The organism is Nostoc sp. FACHB-892 (assembly GCF_014698795.1).
Classification (GTDB): Bacteria; Cyanobacteriota; Cyanobacteriia; order Cyanobacteriales; family Nostocaceae; genus Nostoc.
This window is the reverse complement of the sequence record NZ_JACJTR010000012.1, coordinates 135,241-147,472: the sequence shown is the minus strand read 5'-3', so window position 1 is coordinate 147,472 and position 12,232 is coordinate 135,241. Positions and strand designations below refer to the sequence as shown.

The following is a 12,232-nucleotide window of genomic DNA, read 5'->3' as shown; positions in this document are numbered from 1 at the left end:
GCCCAGTTTAAATTTGGAATCCTTCAATCTAAAATTGGTCAGTAAAGAGGTAACAGTTTTGAACATCCTACTGGTTGAGGACAACCAACTCCTAGCTAAGGGAACCGCCAAACTAATCGAACGTTTGGGTGGTCATCAGGTGTTTATTACTGTGGAACCAAAAGAGATATTCCACCGATGTGAAGCGGGGGCAGTAGAACTGGTGATTATGGATATCAATTTGCGGGGGGCGCGCTGGCAAGGAGAAAAAGTCGATGGCTCTATGCTGTCGCGCCATCTGAAGGCACAGTGGAAACAGATACCAATTATCTTGGTGACGGCTTACACCATGCCCGCAGAGCAACATCTTTTACTGTCCCAATCTGGGGCTGACAGTTGCTATACCAAACCCATCACTGACTACGATGCCTTTTTGGATATGATTAGTCTTCTCGGTCAAAAAAGGAATTGAATCTCCATGCACAAGCTGGCGATTTTGGATGATGACGAACACTGGTGTCGGATTGTCCACCGCTTTCTGAAACAACAATATGTCGTGGCAACCTATAAATCAGTGTCTAGTTTCTTGTGGGAGTTAGACGAACTAAACCAGTATGATATCTTTTTGGTTGATTTCGTGCTGCCTACAGCTCGGTATGAGCTAAATACAGATGGCATGGAAATCGTTACCGCTCTCAAGCGCCGCTTGCCTCGTTCTCCTGTGGTCATCCTCGTCACGGCTTACATGAGCAAAAATGAGTTAGAGGTACATGGGAAACAAATGTGTCCAGAAGCAGACGGATTTTTTGCCAAGGATGCTGGACTAGAATTATTGGCTCACCAAATGAAGCAACTACTCACCCCAGGTACAACTGGGGACAGTTAGAGGAAAAGTACTTAGGATTTTATAACTTTCGCTTGTTCGGAAAAGGGGTTCTAAGCGATCGCATTACAGTGCATAAATCTAAAATCAACTGGAAATTGTTTTATCCATTATGTAATATTAGTACAGAACCTAAATTTTGTATATTTTTAGCAATTTGTACAAAAATTACATTTTGATTAGCGTCAATTATTTAATTTTGTGAGGCGCTATGACTGCCATAAGTGCAACCGAAGCTCGCGCAAACTTCCAAGAGCTTATTAATCGTGCTGAGTATAAGGGTGAGCGGATTATAATTCAGCGTCATGGTAAAGCTGCCGTAGCAATTATCGGTCTTGATGATTTGAAATTGCTTGAAGCTGTTGAAGATGCCATTGATTCAGAAACACTTCGTCGTGCAATTGAGGAAAATGATGGGTTTACTACCTTAGACGCAATTAGTGTCAAGCGTGGAAATGAGTGAACGCTACAGTTTGAGAATTGCTAAGACTGCGGAAAAGGATTTGTTAGATTTGCAAGCGAAACTTTATAAGCAAGTTGTATCTAAAATCCTTTCGCTTCAAGGCAATTCTCAAACTCAAGATTGCAAAGCCTTGAAAGGCTATGAGGGTGGTTATCGTGTTGATCAAGGTGAATATAGAATTCTCTACACGATTGATGAAGAAAGCAAATTGATTGATGTTTTTCGCATTGGGAAGCGAAATGATGGCGAAGTATACAAAAATTTGTAATCGGACTTTACTCCATCCCTAACTTGACCACTCATCTAGATTCGCGCTGTTCTGTAGGGACTCCAAAAAACAATGGGGATAATTGATAATGATGAGATGCCTTTAGGCAAAACTAGAGATGGTGGCAGAAAAAGTAAAATCACGCTCGGATGATTAAAAATGAAATCAGCACACGAACGCGAACAATTAATTAAAGATATTAACGTACTGCTAAACCAAGCTTATGACAGTACTTTAGATGAGATTTACGCATTACTTCAAAAAATCGAAGAGGAAGAGGAAGAGGAAGATTTAATAGCCTATGAGCTTGCAAAAAAATCCGCTGAGATTGACGGCTCACTGTCATGGGAGGAAGCTAAAAAAGAACTAAAACGAGAAAGAAAAAAGGAAGTTGCGTGAGTTATAAAGTTGAAATATTCAAGGGAGCATTAAAACAACTTAAAAAATTATCACTAGAACTTCAAGAACGCATACAAGTTAAAATCGATGATTTAGCCATAGAACCCCGTCCAAACGGGGCAAAAAAGCTAAAAGGTAAAGAAAATGCTTATAGGATTAGAGTAGGTGAGTATCGAGTTATATACGATATTTTCGATGATATCCTAGTGGTGAATGTTATAGAAGTTGGACATCGTAGCAAGGTTTATAAGGATGAAAGTTAGTACTAGTTAATTTACCTAAAGTTGATTTGATTGATGAGCAGATAAAAGAATCTTCTGAATCAGATGACTCCTTTGCTGAAGTTCGAGATTTGCTTGACTCTTCAGAGGAAGACGAAGAGGAATATAATGAAATTGAAGATGATGAGGATATTTTTCAAGAAACTGAAGAAGTAAAAGGCTAAATGTAGTGGACCGCAATACTAATAGCTAAAATTAGTTAGGTTTTATATCCCCAAACTTAGGACTCCACCACCCTTTTTGCGTACTGAAATAAGCTACATCTTTATGTTTAGTATCTTTACGCGATTGTGGATCAGAACATCGCAACATTTTCTTACTCTGCCCCTCTTTGATATAACTGTACTCTTCTAAAGGTTTCTTACATACCGGGCAGGGATATGCTGTTATCTTGACGGGAAGCTTTTGCTGATTCTCAGCTTGGGCTGCTTTAGTTCGTGGTGGCTGCCAAGTTTTGTTAAAATCGCTCCAAAACAGCACAACATCACAGCCTTTTGTGCATTTAAGGAAATATTTCTTTTTAACTTTACTACTAGGAATTTTGGCGAGAAAACTTTTGCATTCAGGGCATCGCGTTTTAGAAGTTTCATATTTGCGATCAGTTATCACATAAGCTTTACCTGTTGGGGAACTCGCAACTACAGTTTTAGCTTTGGAAAGCGCTGGTACAAAGTAATTTTGATTCCAACTAGTTAAATAATGCTGCCAAGAGTTTTTTCCTTCAGAAATGGCATCAAGAGCATCTTCCATTTTCGCTGTGAATTCTACCTCTAGTAAATCAGGCAGTGCTTTGAGCAAAAACGCATCAACTTCTAACCCTAACGCTGTCGGTTGCAGATGGTCTTTTTTCAACTCAACATAATTTCGTTTTTTTAAGGTAGCAACAGTAGGAGCATAGGTACTTGGGCGACCAATTCCTTTACGTTCCATCAGTTGCACCAATTTTGGTTCACTATAACGGGGTGGTGGCTGAGTCTGCTTCTTCTCATGTCCAGCATTCTCCAGTTTTAATGCTTGTCCCTGTTGTAATGAAGGTAAAACACTATCCTTGCTGAGATTATTCCAGTATCGGGCATAACCGTAAAATTCGATCACTTGCCCTCTAGCTGACCACAGTAGAGAACCAGACTGAGTAATCACCAGAGTTTTACGCAATTGGGCAGCCCGACATTGAGAAGCAATTGACCGTTTCCAGATCATCACATACAGATTAAACTCATCATCAGGAAGTTCTAAACGCAACTGAACTGAGGGACGAAATACATCCGTTGGACGAATCGCTTCATGTGCTTCTTGAGCCGATTTACTACTGCGATGCTTGGCGACTTGCTGCGGTACATTCGGCGGATCATTTTGCTCTAACCATTTACGGGCGCTGGCACAAAATTCTGGACTCAGCATTACTGAGTCTGTTCGCATATATGTAATAAGCCCTGCCTCATAAAGCTTTTGGGCCACAACCATAGTTTTATCGGGAGCAAACCTCAACTTTGAACCGGCTGCTTGCTGAAGGCTAGAAGTTGTAAATGGTGGAGGTGGCTGGCGGTTAACGATTTTTCCTTCAAAATGAATCAACTGATGAGAATGTCGCTGTGCTTCTTCAACTAAACGTGTTGCCTCTGCTTCTGAAAGAACGCGCTTAGACTCGGGTGTTTCTGGACTATTACCAACCTTTGCGTCATCGTTAGTTTCAGTTTCTTGGTCTGCTGCATCTTTTGCAGAATCGACCGTCCCTTTGTAGAAAGCCCGAAATCCTTCAGCATAATCTACCCAGACACTCCAGTAATCTTGGGGGACAAAAGCCAGAATTTCGTTTTCTCGCTGACAAATGAGGTGCAACGTCGCGCTTTGGACTCTGCCAACACTCTTAGCGCCGTTATTCAATGCCCAAACTAACGGGCTACCTTTATAACCTACGAGCTTATCTAGGCAATCTCGGCACAGCCCAGCACCGATTAAGTTTTGGTCTAGCTTTCTAGGATTAGCGATCGCACTCTGCACCGCCGATGCTGTAATCTCAGTATAAATTACTCGTTTCGGTTCCCTTAAACCCAGCGTTTCTTTGAGATGCCAAGCGATTGTTTCGCCTTCCCGGTCTGGGTCAGTTGCTAAGACAACTTCATCAACCTGCTTCACCGCAGACTTGAGCTTCTGAATTGTTTCTTTCGCTCGTTGGTCACGCGGGACGTAATTGCACCGGACATTGCTGCCGTCCATGACGAAGCCCAAGGAATCGTCTCCTTCATTGCTGAGTTCTCGGATATGGCCACAACTGGCTAGAACTTTCCAATCCGAACCCAGAATTTGACTGAGTTTTTTGACTTTTCCCGGAGATTCCACCACAAGCAGGCGTTTGATCATAGCAACTGCGTTCTAGATTTTGAGCAATAAACTGGCAATTGCAATGAGCGATCGCCTATTCTCGTCATGTGGATTTTTTAGAATACTGTACCAAAAAGCTTTGCAAATTGCTGAACTCTGAAGTAATTTTCTTGTACTTTAACCTTTGCTTCACTTCTAAGTCTCTAGCGTCAGCTTTTGCAACAAAACTGCTATCGTCCGGTGGAGGCGTTTATTATGCTGCATACATTAATAACAGTACAAATGTATAGGTTAAAAACAATCTTATAATTTAGCATCTTTAACCAATTATTGCTACTCTTAAAGCAGTAAATTACTATTTATTCACAATCTTCTGTCTTAAGCCTAAACTTCATGCTATGTTTATTGAATTTAGTGTCGGTAACTACAGATCGTTTAAAGAGCAAGTCACCTTTAGTATGGTGGCAGCTAACCTTGTAGCAAAAGACAAAAAGCTCGACGAAAACAACGTTTTTGAAATAGATGAGGATTTAAAACTACTTAAAAGCGCCGCAATATACGGTGCAAATGCTAGTGGTAAAAGTAACCTGGCTACAGCTTTAGGTTTCATGAGATGGTTCATGATTAATTCTTCTAAAGAGACTCAAAGCACGGAAAAAATAGGTGTTGATCAATTTAAACTCAGCACTGAAACCGAAGCTCAACCATCTTTTTTTGAAATAGTATTTTTAATGAATGACAAAAGATATAGATATGGATTCGAGGCAACTCGTGACAAAGTTGTTTCTGAATGGTTATTTTATGTCCCTAAATTAAAAGAAACTAAACTTTTTGAACGCAAACTGGGCAAGTTCAGTGTTTCTAAAACATATAAAGCTGATGGTATTCAGCAGAAGACAAGACACAATGCTCTCTTTTTGTCTGTATCGGCTCAATTTAATGTCCAGATTGCAGAGAAAATCTTGGATTGGCTGACAAATAGAGTTGCACTTATATCTACTTTAAATGATAGAGGATATCGAGGATACACAGTTAGTTGTTTAATGAATAATGAAAATAAAGATGAGATTCTTCAGCTCTTCAAAAAGTTAGATTTGGGATTTAGTGATCTCAAGGTAGAAGAAAGTGAAATTACTGCTGATTCTTTGCCTAAAGAATTGCCAGATGAACTAAAGAATTTAATTTTAAAAAATGCGGAAGGAAAATTATCATCAGTTCAAACCATACATCAAAAATTTGATGCAAAAGGAAATCTTGTATCTACAGAGGTATTTGATTTAGATGAGCAAGAGTCTGAGGGTACTAAAAAAGTCTTTTCTTTAGCAGGACCTCTTGTAGATACACTTAAAAATGGTAATGTTCTCATCATTGATGAATTCGATGCTAGAATTCATGCTTTAATTAGCCGTGCAATTGTGGAATTATTTAATTCCAACGAAACTAATCCGAATAATGCTCAATTAATATTCATGACTCACGATACAAATTTGCTTAACAATAAACTTTTTCGTAGAGATCAGATTTGGTTTACTGAAAAGAATAGATATGGTGCAACAGATTTATACTCTTTAGCAGAATACAAGATACCTGACGATGCACCATTTGAGAGTGATTATATTCAAGGTAGATATGGCGCAATTCCATATATTGGAAATTTGAATCATCTAATCGACTCTCATGGCTAGAACAAAAGCAAACTCTCGTGGATATTCAACGAGAAAAGTTAATACTAGGGAAGTCAAGCAGAGATTCTTAATCGTATGTGAAGGAGCGAAAACTGAACCTAACTACTTTAGGAGTTTTCGTGTTCCTAAAAATGTTGTTGAAATAGACGTACAGGGTTTAGGAGAAAATCCCAGCAAACTAGTTAAAAGCGCCAAGGAACTAAATAAGCAAGAAAACTATGATCAAGTTTGGTGTGTATTTGATCGTGATTCTTGGACTACAGAAGATTTTAATAACGCTATTAAAAATGCTGAAGATAAAGGGTTTAAAGTAGCTTACTCTAATGAATCATTTGAATTATGGTATGTTCTGCATTTTGAATTTCTCAATACTGGTATTCCTCGAAGTGATTATCTGAAAAAGTTAACTTCTTTATTTGGTAGGACATATCAGAAGAATAGCGAAACGATTTATGATGAGCTATTTGACAAGCAATCTATTGCTATTAGGAATGCTGAAAAGCTTCTTAAACAATATGATCCTCACATTCCAGTCAAAGACAATCCATGCACAACCGTGCATGAATTAGTGATGGCACTCAACAAGTTTATTCCGAAAACAGAATCATTCTTATAAAGACGGTTTGCGATCGCACTTATGACTTTATTTTCAAGAAAATTCCCAACTTTTTCAAAAAGTTGGGAATCTGAATATATGGATTTTCACTAGTACAGCACAGCGCAAATCCTCTTGTTAAAGATAGGCAAACTTCCGCCACAATCTACTAGGGAGTGTCAACTATTCTCTAATGAGGTACAGCTACTTGTGCATCGGCTACCTGGGTATTGTCAGCAACAATTTCGCGGAATGCATCACCTTCAATTGTCTCTTGTTCTACTAGTAAATCTACTAAACGCTCCAAAACTATGCGGTTTTCTTCCAATAGTTCTTTTGCTCTGATGTAGGAATTGTTAACAATTTCGCGCACCTGTGAATCAATTTTGGCGGCAATTTCCTCAGAATAGTCTGATTTATTCATCCAGTCACGTCCTAAAAATACCTCTCCACTTTGATTTTCTAGTGACAATGGGCCTAATTCTGACATCCCGAAGCGTGTCACCATCTGCCGCGCCATTCCTGTAACTTGTTGCAGGTCATTCCCGGCACCTGTGGTTACTTCTGGCTTCCCAAAAACGATTTCCTCGGCGGCGCGACCACCCAAAGTGGCAGTAATCCTGGCTTTGAGTTGGGAACGGGAAATTAACCCCTGTTCTTCGTTGGGAGTAAACCAAGTTAATCCTAGTGCTTGCCCCCGTGGGATAAGTGTAACTTTCTGCACAGGGTCATGGTCTTTGATCAATGTACCCACTAAGGCATGCCCAACTTCATGATAGGCAATCAAACGCTTGCTCTTGCTGTCTACTAAGGCGGTACCTTCCATACCTGCAACGACTCTATCCACAGCAGCATCAATTTCTAAAAGTGTGACAGCTTCTTTGCGTCTCCTAGCAGTAAGAATGGCAGCTTCGTTGAGTAAATTGGCTAAATCTGCGCCAGTAAATCCAGGAGTACGACGAGCGATCGCTTCTAATGATACGCTAGGATCAATTTTTTTATTCCGCGCGTGGACTTTCAAAATTTCCAGTCGCCCTTTGAGATCCGGTGCATCCACCATCACTTGTCTGTCAAAGCGTCCTGGTCTGAGCAGCGCTGCATCTAGAACATCTGGGCGGTTAGTGGCAGCAATAATAATAATGCCTGTATTACCTTCAAAACCATCCATTTCCGTGAGCAGTTGGTTCAAGGTCTGTTCGCGCTCGTCGTTACCGCCACCGATTCCAGCACCCCGTTGTCTACCGACTGCGTCAATTTCATCGATAAATATTAGACAAGGGGCATTCTCTTTGGCTTTTTTGAAGAGGTCGCGCACGCGAGATGCACCGACACCGACGAACATTTCCACGAATTCCGAACCAGAAATACTAAAGAATGGTACAGCTGCTTCACCTGCGATCGCTTTTGCTAGTAAAGTTTTACCAGTACCAGGAGGGCCAATTAACAGCACTCCTTTGGGAATACGTGCGCCTACAGCAGTAAATCTTTCTGGCTGTTTCAGGAAAGTAACAACTTCTTCGAGGTCTTCTTTAGCTTCTTCAACCCCGGCTACATCTTCAAATTTCACTCCAGTTTTTGCCTCCATTTGGAAGCGAGCTTTGGATTTGCCAAAATTCATCGCTTGGCTAGAAGCATTAGTAGAACGCCGGAGGAGCAATAGCATTAAAGCTACCAGTGGCAAAATCCACATGAGATTGAACAACAGCCCAACAGCAGCTCGACTGTTAGCAGAGGAAACTTCACCAAAATCAACATTCCTCTCTTTGAGAATGTCAATTAGCTCTGCATTTTGTGCCAAAAGTCTTACCTGTTGAGGTGGCGTATTATCTTTTTGCCCCTTTAGATAAACCTTTGCTAGCTGTTCGGTTTCGTCAAGCTCTACTCTTTCAACTTCTCCCGCCTTCACTTTTTTGATTAACTGACCATAGTTTATAGAGTTGCTCTCTGCCTTTTGTGCCAAGACGGGAGTACTCCCGAAAATTCCTGGTAACATAATCAAACTAGCTGCGATGCCTACGGCGGGCTGCGCCAAAGCACTAACCCAAGCACCACGCTTTGATGACTGCCTTTTTATCAATGCTTTTTTTCCCAAATTTGTCATAATAATTACCCTTTGTCTGCTGGCACAAGTTGAGCTATGGTTTTATGCCTATTCTTCTATCAAAAATTGTAATAACTGGAAATTACACTTTTCTTATCTAGTCTAACTTCCACACAAAACCATTCCCAAGTTTCTTCTGGTTAGGCAGGAGGACGTTCGGCAAGACGCAGATCGCGCAGCGTGTCGTAGACAAGGCAGGAGGTTGCTTTTTCAACATAGTGTGGGCAAGTTTTCGAGACGCTACGCAAAAAAACCTACACTGATTGCTCTCAATCGGCTCAGAGATTTTGAGTGAGGTTTAAAGCGCAAGCTCTACCAGAGGTTACCTCAGCTCTTGCTAAATATTAATTTGACACATTCCGACACAAATCGCTAATATCAACATAGTCATAACGATTCCGCTTTTTAAGAAATCTGATGATAGTAGCTAGTTAATAGTTTGTAGGTTAATTATGGTGAGAATTATTGGTATTGGCGGTAGTTTAAGACCCAACTCTTATACCCAGCTTGCTTTACAAATAGCAGTACAAAGGGTAGAAGCTCTTGGTGCAGAGGTGGAAATTCTCGATTTACGGCAGTTGCAACTACCATTTTGCACTGGTGCAAAGGAATATTCAGACTACCCAGATGTTCAGCGGTTGCAAGATACTGTTAGTCGTGCCGATGGATTAATTTTAGCGACACCTGAGTATCATGGTGGAGTTAGTGGTGTCTTAAAAAATGCTCTAGATTTGATGAGCTTTGATCAACTGTCGGATAAAGTGACAGGATTGATTAGCGTCTTGGGTGGTCAGTCTAATAGTAATGCTTTAAATGACCTCCGCTTAATCACGCGGTGGGTGCATTGTTGGACGATCCCGGAACAGATTGCGATCGGGCAAGCTTGGGGTGCGTTCAGCCCTGAAGGCAAGCTAGTAGATGAAAAACTCTCCCAAAGATTTGATCAATTTGCTCAGAGTTTAGTTGATAATACTCGCAAGTTGCGGAGCATAAATTAGTTGCTAGGGTAGGCAAATTTGTAGTAAGGAGTAAAGCTCCTTATTTTCTAAAAGGTTGTTTGGAACTGGACTTTAGATTAAAGTCCAGTTATCTAGTAAAATTTCTTTTTCTTTTAAGTTTTTTACTCTTCATCTTCAGTGGGAAGAGAGCGAATTAATTCCCGAATTACATCGGTTGCAGGTCTGCCAGTCATTGAACAGTATTTTTCTAACTTCTCTGCCTCACTTGATGTGAGATTGATTGTAAGTCGTTTAACAGCCCATTTTTTATTCATGATATTAGATAAGTTCGGTTTTTCAACTACTTTTCTAATATCAATCACTTAATCTGTTAATACATGGGTATTACCAATGACTTTTAATTCAAGAGATGATGAAGAAAACTAATACATTTTCAAAAAAAATAGTAGAGATGTAAAGTCTATTTGAGAGTATAAAGTTTTAGCCCCTTAAAGGTAGTAATTATCCAGCCAGTATCAAGAAAGTATAAAATTATTTTATGCCAAGTAAGTGCTTTACTCAAATAAGTTTCCCAATTTCTAAAAAAAGTGTTGTTACCACTTGTAAAGGGCATCAGCAGCCAATCGTTACAACACCAGATTGGAGATATTAGGGTGACTGAGAAGGAATAGTTGCCTTGCACAAGTAATGAATTTATAATTTGGCTATTTCATCCCTGGACATTTAGTCTTGTTCTGCTAAACCTGGAAACAGAGGCGCTTCTTCCTTATCGTATTTAGCTAGATAATCTCTAAAGGAGGTACCACCAGTACCAACATCTGCACCAACTATTTTTAGTTGTCCAATTGCCAGCCCTAGATGAGATTTATGAAATCGTCTCTGCAAATCATCATAAGCACTGAAGCACTGAAGAATTGCACTAGCATTTGTATTAGTCTGTAAATTACGTAGACATTCTGCCTGAGAATTACCAGCAGCGCGGCTAGTGAGAATTTGATAATAGTAGGCGAGGTTGTGCTGACGGTATAATTCAAACCATTGGGCTACCTGCTCACCATAGCGTTGATTAAACTCTATCTCGGCTATATGCAATTTTCCCTCAGCATTTTTAGTACCACCATCCCAGTATTTGCAAACCCCACTCATAATTTCTAGATGGCGGAACTGAAAAGACTGAAACCCGCTAGTAGGTCCAATACTAGTTCTGAACTCTGCAAAAGCACGCATTGTCATCAGAATCGGCATCGTTGTATTTACAACTTCATAAAAACGCAGGATGCGACGAAAGAAATAGCATACCTCTGCCGTGTTGCCAATAATGAGATCAGTTGTATCTTGTAGTGCTTGTGCTAAACCCTTCAAAACTCGTTCCATATCAATAATCATTTGGTGAAAAGCAAGCTCACACATTTGATGCACAGCAATAAATAAATCTTCGTCTTGAGATGCCGTCAAAGGCTTTTTACAACTAATTAGTCCCTCGATATTATGGTAATTCCAGTAGTGATTTTGACTAATATCCAAGTTAGGATTAATTGGCGGTAAAGGCTGAGGTGCATAAGATTCGGACATATTAATAAATATTATTTGTTTTTTAAAGCAAATGACTTTGTATTTGTCATCTCAAAAATAATTAAAAACTTTCAAAAATTCCTTAATCTAAATACAATGCTGAACTTTGAAATGCTTCTTCTGGTGTTCTATAAAAAGTCCCATTATTAAAGAAACTAGGTTCATATTTCTCATTACTATAGGTGTAAAAAGCCTTTGTCCATTTCTCTTCATTCCCTTTGTAGCGCAATCGACACAGATGAATTGGTGTATTTATTACTCCTTCTATATATTCCTCACGCGTTACTTTAAAAATTGATGGATCATAACTATCTGGTAAAGACGGTTCTTTATAAACATCTATGTAACAGAAGTATCCTTAAAACGTATATCGATACGTATGTATTTCCCCGCATAATTCTGCTCTGCATAGGCTAATATTCGTTGCTTCGTTCTCTGTTTGACTTGATCCGGGATTTTTACCCCTCCTAAATGTGGATCATTTACCCATCCTCTCATCATTAGCTCCTTAAGCAATACTGGCGCTTGATATTATACTAATATTTTAAGTATTTTATTTTGTCAAACAAACCATTATTTAGTTCCACTAATGAGATTTGCTCAAGCAATAAAGCCATTTTATAAAATTTACTTGACAGCGTAACCACTTGCAATATGGTTTGCTTAAAGGGAAAAAGTATTGAAGAAAGGTTTAAATTTAAAAAGCCCTGGTAAAAATCCAGGGC

The 12,232-nt window shown here is 39.6% G+C and carries 14 protein-coding genes; 10 read left to right on the top strand and 4 right to left on the bottom strand.

Features of this window, described 5'->3' with window-relative positions:
* Window positions 1-58 precede the first annotated feature (58 nt).
* From H6G96_RS17870 to H6G96_RS17840, 7 genes are all read left to right on the top strand, one after another.
* Window positions 59-451, top strand: coding sequence for a response regulator (locus tag H6G96_RS17870; protein ID WP_190912695.1), 393 nt, complete (start codon window positions 59-61; stop codon window positions 449-451).
* A gap of 6 nt (window positions 452-457) precedes the next feature.
* Window positions 458-865 carry a response regulator gene (locus H6G96_RS17865; RefSeq protein ID WP_190912694.1) on the top strand — a complete coding sequence of 136 codons (408 nt, stop codon included), beginning with the start codon at window positions 458-460 and terminating at the stop codon, window positions 863-865.
* A gap of 208 nt (window positions 866-1,073) precedes the next feature.
* The gene (locus H6G96_RS17860) at window positions 1,074-1,325 is read left to right on the top strand and encodes a type II toxin-antitoxin system Phd/YefM family antitoxin (RefSeq protein ID WP_190912693.1); all 252 of its coding nucleotides are present in this window, start codon (window positions 1,074-1,076) and stop codon (window positions 1,323-1,325) included.
* Window positions 1,318-1,593: a type II toxin-antitoxin system RelE/ParE family toxin gene (locus H6G96_RS17855; RefSeq protein ID WP_190912692.1), complete on the top strand. Its 276-nt coding sequence runs from the start codon at window positions 1,318-1,320 to the stop codon at window positions 1,591-1,593. The genes H6G96_RS17860 and H6G96_RS17855 overlap by 8 nt, the downstream gene beginning before the upstream one ends.
* A gap of 159 nt (window positions 1,594-1,752) precedes the next feature.
* Window positions 1,753-1,992 (top strand): hypothetical protein, encoded by a 240-nt coding sequence (locus H6G96_RS17850; protein ID WP_190912691.1) that lies wholly within the window; start codon window positions 1,753-1,755, stop codon window positions 1,990-1,992.
* A complete protein-coding gene (locus H6G96_RS17845) occupies window positions 1,989-2,255 on the top strand; it encodes a type II toxin-antitoxin system RelE/ParE family toxin (protein WP_190912690.1) in 267 nt (88 codons plus the stop codon). The genes H6G96_RS17850 and H6G96_RS17845 overlap by 4 nt, the downstream gene beginning before the upstream one ends.
* A 26-nt stretch (window positions 2,256-2,281) precedes the next feature.
* Window positions 2,282-2,437, top strand: coding sequence for a hypothetical protein (locus tag H6G96_RS17840; protein ID WP_190912689.1), 156 nt, complete (start codon window positions 2,282-2,284; stop codon window positions 2,435-2,437).
* Between the two features lie 31 nt (window positions 2,438-2,468).
* Here H6G96_RS17840 and topA read toward each other — a convergent pair whose 3' ends face one another.
* Window positions 2,469-4,634 (bottom strand): type I DNA topoisomerase, encoded by a 2,166-nt coding sequence (topA, locus tag H6G96_RS17835; RefSeq protein ID WP_190912688.1) that lies wholly within the window; start codon window positions 4,632-4,634, stop codon window positions 2,469-2,471.
* Window positions 4,635-4,993: 359 nt separating this feature from the next.
* Here topA and H6G96_RS17830 point away from each other — a divergent pair, with 359 nt between their 5' ends.
* Together H6G96_RS17830 and H6G96_RS17825 are read left to right on the top strand one after the other, a co-directional pair.
* A complete protein-coding gene (locus H6G96_RS17830) occupies window positions 4,994-6,280 on the top strand; it encodes an ATP-binding protein (protein ID WP_190912687.1) in 1,287 nt (428 codons plus the stop codon).
* Window positions 6,273-6,896 (top strand): RloB family protein, encoded by a 624-nt coding sequence (locus H6G96_RS17825; RefSeq protein WP_190912686.1) that lies wholly within the window; start codon window positions 6,273-6,275, stop codon window positions 6,894-6,896. The genes H6G96_RS17830 and H6G96_RS17825 overlap by 8 nt, the downstream gene beginning before the upstream one ends.
* A gap of 169 nt (window positions 6,897-7,065) precedes the next feature.
* Here H6G96_RS17825 and ftsH read toward each other — a convergent pair whose 3' ends face one another.
* Entirely contained in the window at window positions 7,066-8,976 is a 1,911-nt protein-coding gene (gene ftsH / locus H6G96_RS17820) for an ATP-dependent zinc metalloprotease FtsH (RefSeq protein ID WP_190912685.1), read from the bottom strand.
* A gap of 452 nt (window positions 8,977-9,428) precedes the next feature.
* Between ftsH and H6G96_RS17815 the strand changes: the two genes are divergently transcribed.
* Window positions 9,429-9,974, top strand: a complete 546-nt coding sequence (locus tag H6G96_RS17815) for an NADPH-dependent FMN reductase (protein WP_190912684.1) — start codon at window positions 9,429-9,431, stop codon at window positions 9,972-9,974.
* 122 nt (window positions 9,975-10,096) lie between these two features.
* Here the strand turns inward: H6G96_RS17815 and H6G96_RS17810 are convergent, their stop codons facing one another.
* Both H6G96_RS17810 and H6G96_RS17805 read right to left on the bottom strand, forming a co-directional pair.
* Window positions 10,097-10,249, bottom strand: coding sequence for a ribbon-helix-helix protein, CopG family (locus tag H6G96_RS17810; RefSeq protein ID WP_190912683.1), 153 nt, complete (start codon window positions 10,247-10,249; stop codon window positions 10,097-10,099).
* 409 nt (window positions 10,250-10,658) lie between these two features.
* Complete coding sequence (locus H6G96_RS17805) at window positions 10,659-11,507, bottom strand: tryptophan 2,3-dioxygenase family protein (protein WP_190912682.1); 849 nt, start codon at window positions 11,505-11,507, stop codon at window positions 10,659-10,661.
* Window positions 11,508-12,232 lie beyond the last annotated feature (725 nt).

Excerpts from the sequence above, each read along its gene's own strand:
- ftsH (WP_190912685.1), bottom strand. The coding sequence starts at position 8,976 with ATGACAAATTTGGGAAAAAAAGCATTGATAAAAAGGCAGTCATCAAAG.
- H6G96_RS17825 (WP_190912686.1), top strand. The coding sequence starts at position 6,273 with ATGGCTAGAACAAAAGCAAACTCTCGTGGATATTCAACGAGAAAAGTT.
- topA (WP_190912688.1), bottom strand. The coding sequence starts at position 4,634 with ATGATCAAACGCCTGCTTGTGGTGGAATCTCCGGGAAAAGTCAAAAAA.
- H6G96_RS17815 (WP_190912684.1), top strand. The coding sequence starts at position 9,429 with ATGGTGAGAATTATTGGTATTGGCGGTAGTTTAAGACCCAACTCTTAT.
- H6G96_RS17830 (WP_190912687.1), top strand. The coding sequence starts at position 4,994 with ATGTTTATTGAATTTAGTGTCGGTAACTACAGATCGTTTAAAGAGCAA.
- H6G96_RS17860 (WP_190912693.1), top strand. The coding sequence starts at position 1,074 with ATGACTGCCATAAGTGCAACCGAAGCTCGCGCAAACTTCCAAGAGCTT.
- H6G96_RS17855 (WP_190912692.1), top strand. The coding sequence starts at position 1,318 with ATGAGTGAACGCTACAGTTTGAGAATTGCTAAGACTGCGGAAAAGGAT.
- H6G96_RS17810 (WP_190912683.1), bottom strand. The coding sequence starts at position 10,249 with ATGAATAAAAAATGGGCTGTTAAACGACTTACAATCAATCTCACATCA.
- H6G96_RS17805 (WP_190912682.1), bottom strand. The coding sequence starts at position 11,507 with ATGTCCGAATCTTATGCACCTCAGCCTTTACCGCCAATTAATCCTAAC.
- H6G96_RS17865 (WP_190912694.1), top strand. The coding sequence starts at position 458 with ATGCACAAGCTGGCGATTTTGGATGATGACGAACACTGGTGTCGGATT.
- H6G96_RS17850 (WP_190912691.1), top strand. The coding sequence starts at position 1,753 with ATGAAATCAGCACACGAACGCGAACAATTAATTAAAGATATTAACGTA.